Origin of the sequence: Acinetobacter sp. YH16038, from assembly GCF_013417275.1 — a bacterium.
In the GTDB taxonomy this organism is placed as follows: domain Bacteria; phylum Pseudomonadota; class Gammaproteobacteria; order Pseudomonadales; family Moraxellaceae; genus Acinetobacter.
Window position 1 is genome coordinate 49,093 of record NZ_VPEG01000006.1, and the last position, 18,190, is coordinate 67,282.

The 18,190-nt window shown below is 44.2% G+C and carries 19 protein-coding genes; 9 read left to right on the forward strand and 10 right to left on the reverse strand.

What is annotated here, in order from left to right; translation table 11 throughout:
- Window positions 1–35 precede the first annotated feature (35 nt).
- Together FTV34_RS03620 and asd are read left to right on the forward strand one after the other, a co-directional pair.
- Window positions 36–884: a sulfurtransferase gene (locus FTV34_RS03620; protein WP_180031982.1), complete on the forward strand. Its 849-nt coding sequence runs from the start codon at window positions 36–38 to the stop codon at window positions 882–884.
- Window positions 881–1,732, forward strand: coding sequence for an archaetidylserine decarboxylase (asd, locus tag FTV34_RS03625; RefSeq protein ID WP_180031968.1), 852 nt, complete (start codon window positions 881–883; stop codon window positions 1,730–1,732). The genes FTV34_RS03620 and asd overlap by 4 nt, the downstream gene beginning before the upstream one ends.
- A 300-nt stretch (window positions 1,733–2,032) precedes the next feature.
- Here the strand turns inward: asd and FTV34_RS03630 are convergent, their stop codons facing one another.
- Complete coding sequence (locus FTV34_RS03630) at window positions 2,033–2,647, reverse strand: SPOR domain-containing protein (protein ID WP_159124212.1); 615 nt, start codon at window positions 2,645–2,647, stop codon at window positions 2,033–2,035.
- A 313-nt stretch (window positions 2,648–2,960) separates the two neighbouring features.
- A complete protein-coding gene (gene argS / locus FTV34_RS03635; protein ID WP_180031966.1) occupies window positions 2,961–4,751 on the reverse strand; it encodes an arginine--tRNA ligase in 1,791 nt (596 codons plus the stop codon).
- 254 nt (window positions 4,752–5,005) lie between these two features.
- Between argS and FTV34_RS03640 the strand changes: the two genes are divergently transcribed.
- Window positions 5,006–5,293, forward strand: coding sequence for a DUF2798 domain-containing protein (locus FTV34_RS03640; protein WP_125278848.1), 288 nt, complete (start codon window positions 5,006–5,008; stop codon window positions 5,291–5,293).
- An 86-nt stretch (window positions 5,294–5,379) separates the two neighbouring features.
- Here the strand turns inward: FTV34_RS03640 and FTV34_RS03645 are convergent, their stop codons facing one another.
- From FTV34_RS03645 to FTV34_RS03655, 3 genes are read right to left on the reverse strand one after another with little or no spacing between them, the layout of a single operon-like run.
- Window positions 5,380–6,681 (reverse strand): DUF445 domain-containing protein, encoded by a 1,302-nt coding sequence (locus tag FTV34_RS03645; RefSeq protein ID WP_159124210.1) that lies wholly within the window; start codon window positions 6,679–6,681, stop codon window positions 5,380–5,382.
- Between the two features lie 14 nt (window positions 6,682–6,695).
- Window positions 6,696–7,262, reverse strand: coding sequence for a hypothetical protein (locus FTV34_RS03650; protein ID WP_159124209.1), 567 nt, complete (start codon window positions 7,260–7,262; stop codon window positions 6,696–6,698).
- 41 nt (window positions 7,263–7,303) lie between these two features.
- Complete coding sequence (locus tag FTV34_RS03655) at window positions 7,304–7,843, reverse strand: DUF924 family protein (protein ID WP_180014864.1); 540 nt, start codon at window positions 7,841–7,843, stop codon at window positions 7,304–7,306.
- A 211-nt stretch (window positions 7,844–8,054) separates the two neighbouring features.
- On the opposite strand from FTV34_RS03655, the gene gshA reads away from it, so the two are divergent.
- Entirely contained in the window at window positions 8,055–9,632 is a 1,578-nt protein-coding gene (gene gshA, locus FTV34_RS03660; protein WP_159124207.1) for a glutamate--cysteine ligase, read from the forward strand.
- A gap of 18 nt (window positions 9,633–9,650) precedes the next feature.
- Window positions 9,651–10,178, forward strand: a complete 528-nt coding sequence (locus FTV34_RS03665) for a disulfide bond formation protein B (RefSeq protein WP_159124206.1) — start codon at window positions 9,651–9,653, stop codon at window positions 10,176–10,178.
- A gap of 88 nt (window positions 10,179–10,266) precedes the next feature.
- Here the strand turns inward: FTV34_RS03665 and FTV34_RS03670 are convergent, their stop codons facing one another.
- On the reverse strand, window positions 10,267–11,598 hold the full coding sequence (locus FTV34_RS03670) for an alpha/beta hydrolase (protein ID WP_166137513.1): 1,332 nt from the start codon (window positions 11,596–11,598) through the stop codon (window positions 10,267–10,269).
- A gap of 242 nt (window positions 11,599–11,840) precedes the next feature.
- Here FTV34_RS03670 and FTV34_RS03675 point away from each other — a divergent pair, with 242 nt between their 5' ends.
- Both FTV34_RS03675 and parE read left to right on the forward strand, forming a co-directional pair.
- The gene (locus FTV34_RS03675) at window positions 11,841–12,434 is read left to right on the forward strand and encodes a YqiA/YcfP family alpha/beta fold hydrolase (RefSeq protein WP_180030972.1); all 594 of its coding nucleotides are present in this window, start codon (window positions 11,841–11,843) and stop codon (window positions 12,432–12,434) included.
- 1 nt (window position 12,435) lies between these two features.
- Complete coding sequence (gene parE, locus FTV34_RS03680) at window positions 12,436–14,316, forward strand: DNA topoisomerase IV subunit B (RefSeq protein WP_166137506.1); 1,881 nt, start codon at window positions 12,436–12,438, stop codon at window positions 14,314–14,316.
- 62 nt (window positions 14,317–14,378) lie between these two features.
- Here parE and FTV34_RS03685 read toward each other — a convergent pair whose 3' ends face one another.
- From FTV34_RS03685 to FTV34_RS03700, 4 genes are all read right to left on the reverse strand, one after another.
- The gene (locus tag FTV34_RS03685; protein ID WP_180030974.1) at window positions 14,379–15,107 is read right to left on the reverse strand and encodes a hypothetical protein; all 729 of its coding nucleotides are present in this window, start codon (window positions 15,105–15,107) and stop codon (window positions 14,379–14,381) included.
- 119 nt (window positions 15,108–15,226) lie between these two features.
- The gene (locus FTV34_RS03690) at window positions 15,227–15,730 is read right to left on the reverse strand and encodes a GNAT family N-acetyltransferase (RefSeq protein WP_180030976.1); all 504 of its coding nucleotides are present in this window, start codon (window positions 15,728–15,730) and stop codon (window positions 15,227–15,229) included.
- 97 nt (window positions 15,731–15,827) lie between these two features.
- Entirely contained in the window at window positions 15,828–16,562 is a 735-nt protein-coding gene (locus tag FTV34_RS03695; RefSeq protein ID WP_180017282.1) for an outer membrane protein OmpK, read from the reverse strand.
- A gap of 192 nt (window positions 16,563–16,754) precedes the next feature.
- A complete protein-coding gene (locus tag FTV34_RS03700; protein ID WP_159124199.1) occupies window positions 16,755–16,898 on the reverse strand; it encodes a hypothetical protein in 144 nt (47 codons plus the stop codon).
- Between the two features lie 240 nt (window positions 16,899–17,138).
- On the opposite strand from FTV34_RS03700, the gene FTV34_RS03705 reads away from it, so the two are divergent.
- Together FTV34_RS03705 and FTV34_RS03710 are read left to right on the forward strand one after the other, a co-directional pair.
- Window positions 17,139–17,507, forward strand: coding sequence for an HPF/RaiA family ribosome-associated protein (locus tag FTV34_RS03705; RefSeq protein ID WP_005232722.1), 369 nt, complete (start codon window positions 17,139–17,141; stop codon window positions 17,505–17,507).
- A gap of 129 nt (window positions 17,508–17,636) precedes the next feature.
- The gene (locus FTV34_RS03710) at window positions 17,637–18,179 is read left to right on the forward strand and encodes an ankyrin repeat domain-containing protein (RefSeq protein WP_004781453.1); all 543 of its coding nucleotides are present in this window, start codon (window positions 17,637–17,639) and stop codon (window positions 18,177–18,179) included.
- Window positions 18,180–18,190 lie beyond the last annotated feature (11 nt).

Consider the following 18,190-nt stretch of genomic DNA (forward strand, 5'->3'; position numbering starts at 1 on the left):
ATCAAAAGGATTTGACCGCAATGACAACTACTAAGATGACAGCTTCCGCCTTTGACTTTGGTCTGCTGATTGAAGCAGAAGATTTGGTTCCACATTTGGGAAATGAAAAACTTCGAATTGTTGATTTAAGCCGGGCGTCGGTTTATGAACAATTGCATATTCCACATGCCTTACATCTGCAACCCAAGCTGCTGGTTCGTCAGGAAGAAACAGCCATGGGCCTGTTACCGGATGCAGAAGGGCTGGAAGCTTTAATTCGTTACCTGAATATTTCTCCTGAACATCATGTCGTAGCTTATGATGATGAAGGCGGTGCGTGGGCAGGGCGTCTGCTCTGGAACCTGCATTGCATGGGCTTTGAAAATACCAGTTTACTCAATGGCGGCATTCATGCCTGGCTGGGTGCGGGACTACCGACTTCATCAGATCAGGAAACGTTTATACCTGTCGATCATCTGGTTCCAGTCAATCTTGAAAGAAAGGCTGAGTTTCAGATTGATTATGATGAATTAAAACAACTCATTGAAAATGAAAAAATTCAGGTATGGGATTGTCGTACAGAAGATGAATACACTGGCCTGCGTCTGGCTGCGCGACGCGGTGGTCACATCCCGGGCGCACGTCATTTTGAGTGGAGTACTGCCCTTAACCGGCAAAATCATTTAAAATTACATCCTTTACCACATACTCAGCAGCGTCTGGAACAACTGGGATTTGATCTGGATCAGCCGGTTGTGGTGTATTGTCAGTCCCATCACCGTTCAGGTCTGGCTTATATTCTGGGTCGCTTATTCGGCTGGAATATTCGAGCCTATGATGGTGCGTGGAGTGAATGGGGCAACCGCCTCGATAGTCCAATCGCTACAGGAGAGGTGCCATCTTGAGCATCACATCGCGTCTAAAACAACAACTGTTTATCCAGGCCCAAAAAGTGGTGCCACAGCATCGCCTGTCCCGTGTGGTGGGAAAAATTGCAGCCAGCGAAAATCCGCTGGTAAAAACAGCCGTGATTGCAGCGTTCAAGACCAAATACGGGATTGATATGTCGATTGCTGAGCAAACCAATGCCCTGAAATTCAAATCATTTAATGATTTCTTTACCCGTGGATTAAGAACTGGAGTGCGTGCGGTCGATGCTGATTCAACTGCGATCGTATCTCCGGCAGATGGCGCGATTTCCCAACTGGGTAAAATTGAAAATGGCGATGTGTTTCAGGCCAAAGGCCAGAAGTTTACGGTTGAAAACCTGATTGCTGATCCGCAACTAGCAGAACCATTCAAGAATGGTGAGTTTGCGACGGTGTATCTGTCACCACGTGACTATCATCGTGTTCACATGCCATTTGCCGGAACTCTAACAGAAACTTTATATGTGCCGGGTGAACTGTTCTCGGTCAACCAGACCACAGCCGAAAATATTCCAGGTCTGTTTGCCCGTAATGAACGTATGGTATGTCTGTTTGATACCGAACTTGGTCGTATGGCAGTGGTTCTAGTTGGTGCGATGATTGTGGCTGGTATTGAAACTGTGGCGACTGGCAAGGTAAAACCATCTGGTCGTATCGAGCTAAACCAGCACAATTTATTCCTTGAAAAAGGCGCTGAACTGGGTCGTTTTTACCTAGGTTCAACCGCCGTTATCCTGTTTGAGGAAAACAAGATGCAATGGGATGAGAAATTTAAAGCCAATTCAACCGTATTGATGGGTGAGGCGTTGGGTCATACCCTATAAAAAGCTTTTAATCTCCTGTTATGTTGCTTCCCCCTTTGAAAAAGGGGGATTGAGGGAGATTAAATATTCTAATTTCCTCCTCTTGCGTTTCAATTCAAAGCAGTGCTTCAAAGCTTGCTTAGGAGGGAATCTCATGATAACAAATATCCCTTAGATTCTTTCCCTTTGAAAAAGGTGAGAAGCCTTGCTTCGCAAGAGGGAGTTAAAAAATTAAAATCCCTCCCAACCTCCCTTTAAAAAAGGGAGGAGATAAAAGATTCAAAAAAAAGCGCCATCTGGCGCTTTTTTATTTTCTAAACTTTATCGTTTGACAACGATCGAATCGATACCACTGTGCTGTAAGGTTTGCTGTGCAATAATCGCAGATTCTGCTGAATCATAAGGTCCAGACACGACACGATACCAAACCTTGCCATTTTCCACACTGCGGACTACATCTGCAGATAAACCGTTGAGAATGATTTCTGCACGGCGGGCATCTGCCTGATCCGGGTCATCAAAACTACGAACTTGTAAAATATAGCTTGCAGAAGCAGGAGTTGGGGCTTCGGTTGCATCCAGACCTGGCTCAGTTGCTGTTTCTGATTCATCAACTTCAGGCCTTGGTGCCTCTACAATCACCACTGCTTCCTGATTTTTTGCTTCAGGAACCGCCTCTTCAGGAATCGGTGTCACTTGCTGCTGTGGCAACAGATCATAAAAACGGTAGTCTTTATTGGTATCTTCTTCTTGAGAATGTTCAGCCGTAGCCTGGTTTTTAGGTTTAACAGGTTCCCATGGCTTCCACAGCATGAGTGCCATTAAAAAACTTAACACGATTAAAATGATCACGAGTGTGCCGAGCCAGGTAGGAATAAGTGGCTTTTTAGGCTTATTCGGTCTTTCAGATACACCGCGCTGCGTTTTTCCAAACACTTGGGATTTCCTCTTATTTATCGGGGCAAATAGAAAAGGCATAACAGCAGTTATGCCCCTACTATGACTTCATCCTATGTGATCGTGATAGAAAAGTCATTATCTAGATCACAAATCACACAGAATTTTAATTTATCTACATCTTCAAGCACATAGCTAAAGTTACAAAATATTTATTCAGCAGATAAACGGCAATGACTAGCATGCTGACTTCGAGCAGAGCTCTTCGTCTTGCGTTAATGTAAAAGCAGTGCTTTACATTTTTGCTTCGAGCGGAGCTCTTGCCTTGCGAGCATGCAAAACAGTGTTTTGCTTACATGCTCTCAGGCGCAGATACACCAAGCAGTTCCAGACCGTTACGCAGCACCTGACGAACATTTACAGATAACAGTAAACGTGCCTGAGTTAATTCTGCATCATCGCCCAGAACCTTGTTGTCGTTGTACCAGCCATGAAACAGCGCAGCCAGCTCTTTCAGGTAGTTACCAATCTGATGTGGTTCATAGCTGTTTGCAGCACGAACGACAATCTCTGGATAAGCTGCCAGTTTTGCCAGAATTTCAGTTTCTGCTTCCAGCTCAAGTTTGGCTGCCAGACCACGTGCAGTGGTTGCATCAAAGTTCACGCCTGTAGATGCTGCCTTTTCTAACATACGGCAGATCCGCGCATGCGCATACTGGATGTAATACACGGCATTGTCCTTGCTTTGAGATACGGCAAGGTCAAGGTCGAAGTCAATGTGCTGTTCAGATTTACGCATGACATAGTAGAAACGCGCTGCATCATTACCGACTTCTTTACGCAGGTCACGTAAAGTCACGAACTGGCCTGAACGAGAGGACATCTGTACCATCTCTCCACCACGCCACAGGCTGACAAACTGAACCAGAAGTACAGTCAGTTTTTTCGAGTCATAGCCCAGAGCATCAATCGCTGCTTTTACACGTGCGATATAACCGTGATGGTCTGAACCCCAGATATCAATGATATCGGTATAGCCACGTTGTAATTTGTTTAGGTGATACGCAATATCAGACGCGAAATAAGTGGTTTGACCATTACGGCGTTTCACTACGCGGTCTTTTTCATCACCAAATTCAGTCGACTTGAACCAGATGTTGCCATCTTTTTCATACAGGAAGCCTCGCTGATCTAGAGTTTGTAGCGCTTCATCAATTTTTTCAGTCAGAGTTGCTTCGCTGAACCACTGGTTGAAAGTCACCCCGAATTCACCGAGGTCATCTTTAATATCATCAAGGATGGCTTTTAACGCAGCTTGATGGAATACACGGTAACCTTCATTTAATAAAGTTTGTGAGTTGAAGATCAGGCCATCAATGTGTTTTTCTTTATCGCCTGAAACAACCACTTTATTGCCTTCAGCATCCGGTTCGGCAGCATACTGTACGTCTTCAGGGACATCTTTATAAACGTCTGCAACAGGGCGAACATAGATATCGCCGTCTTTATCAATAATGCTTTGTGCGATTTCTTTAACGTAATCACCTTGATAGGCATTTTTCGGGAACACCAGTTCCTGACCTGTCAATTCTAAATAACGCAGATAAGTTGAAGTCGCCAAAATATCCATCTGACGGCCAGCGTCGTTGACATAATATTCACGGTCAACTTTGGCACCTGTCGCTTCAAGCAGATTTGCAACAGTCATACCATAAGCAGCGCCACGACCATGACCTACATGCAGGCTGGAAGTCGGGTTCGCAGACACAAATTCAACCTGAACGCGTTTTTCCGCATTGGCCTGGGTACGACCATATGTTGCCTGTTGAGCCTGAATCTGATCCAGCACAGCAAAACGCTGGTCTGCATTTAAAAAGAAGTTAATAAAGCCTGGGCCTGCAATTTCTGCCTTGCTGATATCCGCCACTTCAGGCAGGGCAGCAAGAATTTTTTCTGCTAAATCACGCGGTTTCATACCCGCAGCTTTAGACGCGATCATGGCAATATTTGATGCAAAGTCACCGTGGCTGCGGTCTTTGGTACGCGTCAAATTACTTGTATTGTTCCAGTCAGATGGGAGTACGTTTTGTGCCTGTAAAGTTTGCACTGCATGATCGAGAGCTGCTTGGATTGCCGTATTCATAATCAGTCGAAAATAGATATCGCAGAAAAACAGCAAATATAGCAAATTTCCGACTCTTTAGGTAAAACCATTTATGGGGAATAAAAAATATACGATTAGTAGTCTATAGTTTCTATCCATCGGTCGGTCATCAATGAAGGATCACATGAGAAAGAGGGGAATAAATAAGTTGCAAATTTTGCTATAAAAAAATGAATCATCCAGCAATCAAAATGGCCTATATTAGCCTGATTGAAACTATAAAAAGAGTCAGCATGGATTCAAAACAGCGTCCGACCATCATCGGCAATATTCCCAAACTTCCAGCCAAATGGGCCTTGGTCATTGTGCCTTTTATCTTGTCCTGCCTGATGAGTGGAATTATTTCCATGATTAACATGCTGCGCAATCTGGGCTGGATTGAGGGCTTTATGGCCCTCTGGTTTCATAACTGGATGATTTCCTGGGCGATTGCTTTTCCGATTGTGGTGACGCTTTTACCTTTTGTACGCAAATTTGCCGGCTTGCTGGTCGATATGTCAGGAAATCAGCCACCCAAATAATTGTTTTCTATCCATGAGAATTAAGAAAGAAGTTCTAGAAGGTAAAAAGCATTCACTAACAGATGGGCTCTCTAACTAAAAATCAATTAAATCAGATGCTCGACTGCAGCACGGATGATCCCAAGGATCAGACCAATACAGGCCCCGACCACGACACCATTGACCCGGATCATATGCAGGTCACCACCGACTTCGTTTTCAATCTTGTCGATCATCTCAGTCGAATCCCATTCATGAATACGTTCACTGATAAAACGGATCACTTTCTCACTGTACTGGTCACTCAAATCGACAGCGATACCACTGAGACGGTTATTCAGCAACTCACGCACTGAAGTATTTGAAATAATATTTTCACCGACTTGCTGAATGGCGACTCGCAGATTCTCCGCAATCCCCGAATCCGACTTTTGCAAATCTGCTTTGATGGCATCGCATAAAATGACCACTGCACCACTGATAAAATTTAGCACTTGCGGACTGTCAAGCAGGGCATCTTTAGTTTCATTCAGTCGCTGGCTGGCCATACTTTCAGAATCTGCCAATTGCTGCATCAATTCTTGAGCTGTTTCTTCAATTTTAAGCCGCCACGGATGGTCGGGATCTGCCAGCATGGCTTCCACCCGCTGAATCACCGAATCGATACTGCGTTGCTGCACATCAATACCGATCCAGCTGGCGCCTTTAGCCAGACGCCAGACGCCCATTTCCTTGAATAAAGTGCGGGTCAGCTCACGGGTTTGTTCTGGATGTGAAGTCATCCAGGCATGTACCACATCTAGGCCGCGTTGCAGCACATCCTGATGGAAATCATTTTCCAAAACAGCGCGCAGCATTTCGCTGGCCAGGGTATTGATCTGGGTGTTTTTGACCCATTGCACACTGTTGCTCTGGATAAACCCGGCGATCTGTTCCTGCCCGACAAATTCAAATACTTTGGGTACGGTCTGCTGAATCACTTGTGTGACTTGAGCATTATTCTGCGGATTGGCCAGCCAGCGGCCAGCAGCCAGACTTAAATCGGTACTGGCCAGACTGCGCTGCACAATTTGCGGGGAAAGGAAATTTTCCTGCACAAAGCGCCCCATAGATTCGGCAATCCGGGCTTTATTGCGTGGAATAATTTCAGTATGGTCACGTAAAAATTTTGGAATCGGTAGCCGGCCAAAAGGATTGCGGAACAGCACGGTAATTGCATACCAGTCCGCCAGACCACCGACTACACCTGCTTCGGCAGAGAGCATCAGAATATGAATCAGCCAGACATATTCAGGCAGCAGTTTGGCAGTAATCATCAGCGCCAGCCAAGCCAGTACTGCGACGACCAGTGCAATAGTCGCAAAACGTTTACTGCGTTGTAAGCTCGGTGACGGCTGCTCTTTCTGCATAAATCATCCTGTTATTAGGGCGTGGCCGGCTGCGGTTGGAGTACTTGGCCGGATGGACTTACTCCATATTTAGCGCCAAGTGATTGTAAAATCAAGCGGGCATCAAAGGCATCTTTCGGCTCCTGACCGGCTTTAAAGCACTCAATGGTATAAGCCACTTGAGCAGGATCTAAAGTGACAGTATAGGGCTGGTCATAGAATGGATCGGGCCAGAATCCCGGATAGCGACGGGAATAACCATAAGGACGATAATAACCGTATGGATAGACGCTAGGCGCCGGATAGACAATCGCCTGACGCGGTGGTTGCTGGGTACGGTTGCTTGGATCGTTCAGTACCCGGAAAAACTGGAAACCGTTCTGAACTGTGGTCTGCGCGGCTTTCAGCAGGGTAATTTCTTCGGCTGTACCGAAACTCATATTAGGTCGCGCCTGAAAACTGATGCGATAAGTGTTGGCATTCAGTGGAGTAGTGCTGTACTGGCCGAGCTGGTCAAAGGTAAGCGGCTTGGACGGTGTCGTTGCACAGCCAGAAAGCAGGGCAGTCGTCGCAAGGGTCAGGGCAATGACGGTTTTTTTCATCTTCGTTCTCCTGATAGGATGATCCAGCGAGTTACAGACCTCTAGAAGCTGCTATCTGGCTGGGTCAGGAAACTCAATTCTTCCTCGGTGGATTCACGGCCCAGAATCTGGTTGCGATGTGGGTAGCGTCCGAAACGGTCAATAATGATTTTATGCTTGATTTCATATTCGAGGTTTTCTGGATTGCCGAGGCGCTGAAATAATTTTAGCGCAAATTCATGGATTAATTGAGACTCGCTATGCATGAAAGGCATATAAAGAAAGGAACGTTGCTCCGGACTCAGCTGTTTGTCCAGATCCTGGCTGATGGCTTCCTGAGCCAGTGCCAAAGCCAGACTGTCCTGAGCAAAAGCACGCGGCGTATCCCGAAAAATATTACGTGAAAACTGGTCCAGAACAAGGATTTCTGCTAACCGGCCGTCAGCATTCTTACGCCATGACCATAGTTCAGCTCTACTCGCCTGTTCCAGAATATCGCCAAATTTTTCCTTCAAACTTTGGTCGAACTGGTCACTTTTGGCAAACCAGTTGGGTTGAGTCTCAGGACTAAACCAGAAGTCTAAAATATCTTGATAATTCATATTGTTTACAATTTATTAGCATTTATTTGTCAATAAAATCACAAATTTCACATGTCTTATAGAGAAACTTTGTGTTAAAAATTTGCCCAACTAAAAATCAATGGTTTGCTTGAAAACTAGGCAGGGCAGCATGTGCTGTCTGGAAATCGCGGTATACTAAGCTAAACCGATGATTCTATTTTAATAGTTACCCCCATTAAGCGAGATTGTAATGAGTCAACCTGAATCGACTGCCCATGATGTATTACCGGAATGGGTAGATTCGTCGCTCATCAAAGGAATGCTGCGCGGTATCGAGCGTGAGAGCTTGCGTATGCAAAGCAATGGTTTCCTGTCGCAGGAACCGCATCCTCATGCCTTAGGTTCAGCTCTGACACATCCGCATATTACGACCGATTATTCTGAAGCCTTGATGGAGTTTATTACTCCACCGAAAGAGAGTATTACTGAAGCTCTCAACTATCTGACCGACATTCATGCCTTTGTACACCGTCATCTGAAAAATGATGAAAAGCTCTGGCCGATGTCTATGCCATGTATGCTCGACAGCAAGGATGAAAATATCCCGCTAGCGCAATATGGCAGCTCCAATATTGGTTTATTTAAAACGCTGTATCGTCATGGTTTAGGCGTGCGTTATGGCCGTCGTATGCAGACCATTTCCGGGGTTCACTATAATCTGTCTTTCCCGGATCATTTCTTTATAGCGCTCCAGGAACAGGAAACTGATGAAGAGCTGCGCGCTTTAAGTCTGCAGGATTATCGCAGCCATCGTTATATGGGGCTGATCCGTAACTTTATTCGTTTAACCCCATTGGTGATTTTTCTGGTTGGCGCCAGTCCAGCCGTTTGCCAGTGTTTTATGACCGGACGCGATCACCATTTATTCCCGCTGGTACGCGGTACTTTATATACGCCTTATTCGACTGCATTACGGATGGGTCGTTTTGGCTATCAGAATTCAGCGCAGAAACAGCTCGGTATTCACTACAATAATCTGCAGGATTATCTGGAAGGTCTGCAAAAAGCGGTCAGAACACCGTACAAACAATTTACCCGTCTGGGGCTGGATGATGCCAATGGTCAGCCAATTCAGATCAATGATCATGTGCTGCAGATTGAAAATGAATACTACAGTCTGGTGCGTCCAAAGCAGGTACCTAAAGAAGGTGAAACTCCATCGCAAGCCTTGCAAAATCGCGGGATCGGCTATGTTGAGCTGCGTGCTGTAGATGTCAATCCGTATAGCGCGATCGGGATCAATGAAGATACTGCCGGCTTCCTGGAAGTAGTGGCACTGTACTGCTTATTGCAAGACAGCCCGGCATTGCTGGATGCCGAACAGGAAATCATTGACCAGAATCAGGCTGAAGTGGTCAATCGTGGCCGCGCCTATAACGCTGCGATTATGGAAAATGGCCAGCGCTATATGATTGAAGACTGGTGTAATTTACATTTGCAACGTATGCAGCCACTGGCTCAATTGCTCGATCAGGCTTATGAAACTGATCTATATAGCAATGCTATGCAAGCCATGCAGATCCGTGTCGATGAAGTTGATGCGACCTTGTCAGCCCTGATTGTCGGAGATATTCGTAGCCACAGCAGCATGTGGCAGTTTGGTCAGCATTTGGCCCATCAGCATAGCAATCTCTATGAATCACATCGATTAAGCAAAGAAACACTTAAATATTTCAATGAATTGTCACAAAAGTCATTGCAGCAACAACAGCAGCTCGAGCAAGATAACACGATCAGTTTTACTGAATATTTAGCCCAATATCGATAATAAATAAGAGGATTAACCATGCAATGGGGTTATCGCTTCGTGAGTGGTGTGTTGTTTTTGGCATCTGTTGCCGGGATGGCATTTGCTTTATATCTTGAGCATGGACAGGGCCTGAACCCTTGCCCATTGTGTGTGTTTCAACGAATCGGATTGATCGGACTAGGGATTATTTCCCTGATTGCCTTGCTGCATAATCCGAAATCCAATGCCATGAAGCGTGGTTATGCTTTCTTAGGCTCGCTGAGTATCTTATGGTCAGTCGGTGTCGCTGCACGGCATGTCTGGCTACAGAACCTGCCCCCAGATCAAGTGCCGAGCTGTGGCCCAGGTCTGGATTACTGGCTGGAAACTTTGCCGATGAAATCGGTATTACAGCAGGTATTAAACGGTTCAGGTGAATGTGCCGCAATTGACTGGACGTTCCTGGGGCAATCTTTACCGGTCTGGTCATTGGTGTTCTTCAGTATTTTATTGCTGATCAGCCTGTGGCAGTTATTTCGCAAATATCAGACTGCGCCCGTCAAACGTCTAAGAGATAAATACTGATTTTCAAAATTGGAATCAAAAAAGCCAGTCTACAGACTGGCTTTTTTTTATCACTCTCTTAGAGGCGAACCAAATTTTTTACCTTCAATCAAGTTAGGGCAATGCCTTCAATACTGTCCAGATCGGTCACGTATTCATGAATTTGCGTATAGGTTTCATCTTCCACACTTGGATAGAACCAGCGCACAATCTGTTCGGCCACCAGTGGATGATACTGAATTTCAAAATGATTCAGTCCATAGAAAATCGCCTTATGTGCGTCGGGTACTTTCAGATCAAAACGCGGATGAGGATGTTCGCCCAAGGCACTTTTGACACTGACCAGATAATCGCCAATCACATTAAGCGTTTTGTTGGTATGGTGTTCAAACTCGATCGTACCTGCCACCAGATAGGCATCAATATGCGCAGGAATCGGGGCTGGTTTACGGTTGTCGTCCATAAAGCCAATCCGTACCGGATTATGTTCCCAGTCATCATCCCGGACGCTGCCATGACGTAAGTCTAGAATTCCGTTACTGCGAATATTCACCACATGTCCCACAATTTTCACTAAAGGAAAATGTCCGAGCTTTTCCTGCAAACTAAAACCAAAACGTTCCAGTACCGCACCATGATGCGGTGAGCCCAGACAGACCAGATTTTCTACCATCGGAATCCAGTCATAGACATTTTGTTTGCCATAGAATAAGGCGCTGCGTGACACCAGACCGCCCATACTGTGTCCGATCAGATCAATACTGGTAATTCCTGGATTACGTTTGACCAGATCCTGCAAGGCATTGGCCAGACTGCGGCCATTGGCTGAAATGCGGCGTCCGGTATTGTAGTTCAGGTACAGCATGGTGTTATGGTCACGCTGTGCCAGTAATTTTTCTCCAATGCCCGGATATTTGCGGGTTGACCAGTCCAGATGGTTCATGCACAGACCATGCACAAATAGGGTAATGCGTCCGGTTAGCTCACCTTGTTGCAGAGAACCATAATGATCGTAAATGAGCATCGGCAGGGCGAGAGGATTCTGATATTTCAGCAGATAATCGCCAATAATCCCGTTCAGGGCACTGACCATAAAATGCATGGTCGGGGTCAGGGGTTTATTATGTAATTTTGGGAACCTTTCAATAATACGACGCAGTCCAGGCGCAATCAGGGTATTGCCATAATGAAAGATCATGTCATAAGACATTTGATACAGACGTACGATATAAGGAATATTCTGGAAAGTTTTGGAATTTTTTTCACTCAGCCCGAATACGCTCATTAAAATTTCACGCTGAATCGATTTAATCAGCTCCTGTACTACATCACTAAAGCGCATGGTGACCAATTGTGCCAGGCCTTCCAGGACATCTGCCTGGCTAAGCGGAGTTCGATCCCATCGACAATAGGTTTCATGCAATGGCGTTAAACTTGGCATTTGATCCTATCCTTTATATGAGCCGTAGACATCTTTCTTTTTTGAGCACTTCGCGGTATAAATTCTTTTTTTCAGTATTCTTGATTCTCAATTTATTCGGAATACTCTTAAAATAGCGAGAATTGCATAACATTAAAGGCTTTTTTGTCAGACAATTTAAGCAATTAAGTGGTTATAAAATGAAGTGTATTTCACACTTTTAAATTAAATTTTGACATTTTGTTTGTTTTTATTGATTGCCGATGAATATCATTTACCTGCATGGGTTCAAGAGTAGTAGCAGCTCAATTAAAGGCCAGTTATTGGAACAATACTGTGCCAAGTACCCAGATATTCAGGTGCATTTACCGGATTTAAACATGCCGCCGATGGCTGCAATTCAGAAGATTGCTAAATTGATCCAGTCGATGGATCAGGTGGCATTGGTCGGCAGTAGTCTCGGGGGATTCTATGCGACATATCTGGTCGCTCAAGCACATGTGCCGGCTGTACTGATCAATCCGGCAATGCGACCATGGCAGCTGTTTCGTGAACTGTTTGATGATGAATTGCCCCTGCAGGTTCATCCGAACTGGTGCCTGAATGACGCAGATCTTGGCCAGCTCGAAGCCATGGCGCTACCAACTGCACAAGATGCAGACAAAATATTAGTGCTGTTACAACAAGGCGATGAAGTTTTGGATTATCGTGCAGCACATCGCTATTATAGTTCAGCTCGTCCACCTGCACTGCTGATGACCGAGGCCAATGGCAGCCATGGCATGGATGATTTTGCGGAGAAAATTCCGCTGCTCTTACAGTTTTTATCCGACTGCATAAAAAAGGAAACCGAATAACGTGTCTCAATATACGGCTCAATCTCTTGAAGTTTTATCTGGTCTAGATCCGGTCCGTCGTCGTCCCGGCATGTATACCGATACCTCTCGTCCAAACCACTTGGCGCAGGAAGTGATTGATAATGCGGTCGATGAGGCACTGGCGGGACATGCCAATAAAGTCACGGTCACGGTGTATAAGGATGGTTCATTATCGGTTGAAGATAATGGCCGTGGTATGCCCGTCGATATTCATCCGGAATATGGTCAGAGCGGGATTGAAATTATCCTGACCAAACTGCATGCCGGTGGTAAGTTCAGTACTGATAACTATCAATTTTCTGGCGGTCTGCACGGGGTGGGGATCTCGGTCGTCAACGCGCTTTCTAGCCGCGTAGAAGTTGAAGTTCAGCGTCACGGCAACCTGTATAAAATGGCCTTTGAAAATGGTGAACCGACTGCACCACTAGAAGTGCTGGAAGGCAAGGCACCGAAACGTGCCACAGGGACAACTGTTCATTTCTGGCCGGAAACCAAATATTTTGATTCTCCAAAATTCGCGCTTAAAGCCTTAAAACATAACTTAAAAGCCAAAGCGGTATTGGCTGCTGGTCTGCAAATTAACTATATCGACCAGATCAATGATGAAAAGATCACCTGGCAGTTTGAAAATGGTCTGGTCGACTATTTGATGGATGAGCTGGAAGACCGTGAAATCATTCCGGCTCCTGCTTTTGTGGCGACAGGTGATGCTGAGCGTGCCAGTGCAGAATTTGCCATCTGCTGGAACGTGGAAGGTGGAGAAAGTATTCAGGAATCCTACGTCAACCTGATTCCAACCGCACAAGGCGGTACTCACGTGAATGGCTTACGTTCAGGTGTGACCGATGCCATGCGTGAGTTCTGTGAGCTGCGTAACCTGTTGCCACGGAATATGAAACTGTCTGCAGAAGATGTCTGGGATGGGGTGAACTATATCCTGTCACTGAAATTCCAGGAGCCACAATTCTCTGGTCAGACCAAGGAACGTTTATCTAGTCGTGAAGCCTCAGGCATTGTGCAGAATATTGCCAAAGATGCGTTTGCGCTATGGTTAAACCAGAATTCAGACATCGCTATGCAACTGGCAGAAATGGCGATTTCTAAAGCGGGTCGCCGTCTGAAAGCGGCCAAAAAAGTTGAACGTAAGAAGATTGTCGCTGGTCCGACTTTACCTGGGAAACTGTCAGATTGTGTGGGACATGATCTGGATCAGTCTGAACTGTTTATTGTGGAAGGGGACTCTGCAGGTGGCTCGGCCAAGCAGGCACGTGACAAGAATTTCCAAGCGATCATGCCGATTCGCGGGAAAATTTTAAATACCTGGGAAGTCTCTTCGGATGAAGTGCTGGCCTCTCAGGAAGTGCATAACATTGCAATCGCGATTGGGGTCGATCCAGGTTCAGATGACCTGTCTGAACTGCGTTATGGCAAGATCTGTATTCTTGCCGATGCCGACTCGGATGGCTTGCATATCGCGACTTTGTTATGTGCGCTGTTTGTAAAACACTTCCCGATTCTGGTCGAAGAAGGACATCTGTTTGTGGCGATGCCACCCCTATTCCGTATCGATGATGCTAAAGATGTGCACTATGCGCTGGATGAAGATGAACTGGAAGGCATCCTGAAAAAATGTAAAACTAAGAATCCGCAGATCACCCGATTCAAAGGTCTAGGTGAAATGAATGCCAGCCAGCTTCGCGAAACAACTTTGGATCCAAATACTCGCCGTCTGGTGCAACTGGATCTGGATGATGTGCACCTGACTTCAGGTTTACTGGATAAACTGTTGGCCAAAAAACGTGCCAGTGACCGTAAAGACTGGCTGGAACAGAAAGGTAATCTGGCGGATATCGTTGTTTAAAATGATTTGCTGCTAATATCTATTAAAAAGCCCGCAATCGCGGGCTTTTTTAACAACTCAATTTAAGACTCAACTTTTAAATAGTGTCCATCTGCATAGACATTATGTCCAAAGCCACAACCTGAACTGCCATTGTCCTGTTTTAAAATCACCTGTTGTCCCTGTTTAGGATCAAAAGCAAAATTGAGATTAATTTTGCAGTCATCTGATCGATAGGTCGTTTGATTTTTATTAACAGGCATTGTGGTTTCAAATTCACCTATATTTGGACCATAAATCATGCTATTTAGTCCCATATAGAGGCCATTAAAATGAATCTGATAAGAATTTTTAATCCGTTTGACTTGAATGGTATTCCAGTGACCGAAGCCAGCATGCCGTATATAAATGCCTGCCAAGTTTTGAGTTTTTTGCGGAGGAGGAAGCTGTTTTAAATTAAATTGACTGCTTTTGGCCTGAGGAAAGACTGAAAACCAGGCCCGTGCCCATTGTGGCTTTCCTGATTTAAAATAGCTTAAGCCAACATTATTAAAAGCAGTGGTAATGGCATTCTCGGAAAAAGATACACCGCTATTTTCACTATGCATTGCACAAAAGGCAGACCAGGAAGCTTGCTGTTGAAATTGTCCTAGCGCATTTTGATACTGTTTCTGATCATAAAATTTTCTTCCCGAGTTGGCATAGCTTTTCACCTTGGCACATTCGGATCGGAGTTCAGTTTCAAAGTCTGAATTGGCGAAACTAAAACTACTCAGGGAGAGAATACTGATAAAGATAAGCCATTTATTCATAATTTTACTCAACTGACATTATTCTGGTTTTAATAGAAAATTTTATCTATCAGTAATTTTTCTAACAGATTATTGATCCAATTAGATTAAGTTTTACATAAAAAATAAAATATTTTGGTTTAATTCAGGTTGAGTTGCATCAATACCAGATCGCGCCATTGTCCAAATTTCTGTCCAACTTCCGGCATATAACCGGTTTGTTTAAAACCTAATTTCTCATGTAAGGCAATTGATGCATGATTTTCATGGTCAATGGCACCGACCATGACATGGATAGCATTTTGCCGCGCATGTTCAATCAGCTTGAGCATCAAAGCTTTACCCAGACCTTGCCCAATAAAGTCTGCATGAATAAAGACAGAATGTTCAACAGTGTGTTTAAAGCCCTGAATGGGTCGAAATATAGAATAATCCGCATAACCTGCAATTTGCCTGGATGCTGAATGCTCAGCTACTAATAAAGGAAATTGCTGAGCATTTAATTCATTCAGCATGTTCTGAAAATCCTGGATCGTTTTTGGCGTGCTATTCCAGGTTGAGGTTCCGTATAAGATTTCAGCATTGTAGATCGGGAGTAGATGTTCCAAATCTTGAATTTGAGTAGGACGAATAACAAAGCTCATAAGCAGATGCCAAAAAAGAAAGAGAATATCTAACCATAACCTGAATTTAGGCAATAAAAAAGCAGAACCGAAGTCCTGCTTTATTCATTCTAAAAACTTAGAAGTGGTATTTAACCAATGCGCTGACATCGTGTTGATCAACGTCAGTACCGAATTTGTTATTCCAAACAGAATGTTCAATACCAAGGTAAAGTTTAGTCTCAGGAGAGATATGCTTACCAACGTTCCATTTATATTGTGAAGTCCAGTTCAATTCGCTTTTGTGATCAGGACCTTCAGCGGTTGACCAGTCCAGGAAAGCATCTGCCAGGAACTCTTCGCCACCAATTTTAAATGGAACTGCATAAGTGATCGTCATTTGATAATCGTCTTTTTGCAGGTCATTGTCAGCTTTGTAGAAGTTAATATTCGCATAGCTAGTATATGGGATATCAAGTGCAAAACCGATCCCGTATAGGTAGTTATTAAAGTCACTCGCACCGCTATTGCCTTCCCAAGTAGTCGCAATAAGCACGTCTTTAATTGGGCCAAGCTCAAGCTTTTGACCAGTGACTGCACCTAAACTTAAACGCGGTGCAACTTCGAAGTAAGTTTCATTACCGAAGTCATTATTGGTACGGTCAGCAAAGGCAAAGATATCACCATATTTTAAACCAGCTGCATATTCAGCAGTAATGGTTGATTGATCAATTTTTTCATTACCAGCTGCAAATGGTGCTTTATAGTTTTCACCATATAAAGCTGACAGACTAAAATCCTGCCAAACTGCTGCCTGAGTGAAAGCTGCTGTTGAAGCCAATGCACAAAGTGCCGCGATTTGTGTAAATTTCATTTAAATATCTCCCCCGAGAAAGCAGCTTAAGGATACAGATTAATAAGTAAAAATAAAGTCAAAATTGATCACTGACAGAAATATTTCATCGTCCTGAGCTGATGATAATTTGAGATATTGGGAGAAGAAGGTTTATAGGATATTTGAAGCGAGTTAAATTTTTATATTTAAATTAATTTTAAGAATTGAGACTCAATTTTGAAGCTGATTAAAGTAATTACATAGATCTTTTATGAACAGGGCAAAGACTGCTTTAATTTTGGGAAGGTCATGTGAATAGTATTTCGATTGTTCCAAATCTGGAAGGTCAATCACGATCCGGTAAGCAGTTGTCACGATCGGTTGTCCTTTTGCTAAAAAAATCAAAATATCACTTGCATATTTTCAAGAGAGGACCGATATTCAAAGTATAGGAACACGGTTCTGCAGACTCAAAAATGTGTTCATCATTCAATCTGGAGGGTTTTATCCAAAGCGATTTGAAGATTTGAAATGCAATATAAAACAGCAAGCTATACACGTGCCAAGATAAAAATTCTGCACTAAAAAGTTAAAATGATTTGAGGATGGTATTTTATGAACATTGAACTCCGTACCGATAAAAACATTCGCAATAGTGATCGTCTAATTACTTACGTTCGTACCGAATTAAATCAGGAATTTCAGCGCCACAGTGAGCGTATTACCCATTTCTCAGTGCATCTTAGCGATGAAAATGCCGCCAAAGGAGGCGATGATGATATTCGCTGCATGATCGAAGCACGTCCTGCCGGCTTGAAGCCAATTGTCGTGAACCATCATGGTCATAATGTTGATACTGCCATTCATGGTGCCATCGACCGTTTAAAACGCAGTCTGGAACATGTGATTGAGAAAAAAGATAACGTACGTAGCACTCCGCTAAAACTTGCGGAAGAAGATACGGGTACAGATCTAGAACAATAAATAATTCGCAGATGAAAAAGGCCCCTACGGGGCTTTTTTCAATTTTAGATAAAATAAACGAATGAGAACAAAACAAATCCCGCTTTATTCGGCATAATAGTGAAAAACGAATTTGAAGTGAGCTCCATCATGTTAACTGCGCAACAACAGCTTTTTGTGCAAGCACTCGAAGAACTCAATCTGGGTCAGGTCAAACAGCTTTTGGCAGATGGACTTAACCCGAATTTTATTGATCTGGAAAAAGGCCCAGTTATTTCCATCTGGTCGGATGGTCTGTTCAAATGGTGGGAAGAAGTGTGCGAAGCTTATGAAGCGGGCAGTCCCTTAACTGCCGAAGAAAAACAGCAACGTCTGGACGTACATTTACAGATTCTGGAAGCGCTGATCCAGGCCAAAGTGAATCTGCATCTCTGGGATGCTGAAGAAGTTTATGGCCCGCTTTGGGATGCGGCCAGTGCAGCCTGTGTACCTGCAGTGCAGCGCCTATTAGAAGAAAAAGTCAATCCGAACAGCAAGGATGAAGAAGGATTAACCATTCTGTCATCGATTAGTGATTTATTCTTTGATTGTGATTTTGATGAAATTAACTGGGCAGAAGCACTGGAAGAAGAAAAACAGACCCTAGAATTATTGCGTAGTCATGGCGCAAAAATGACCAAGGAATTACATTAAATTTTAAGAAA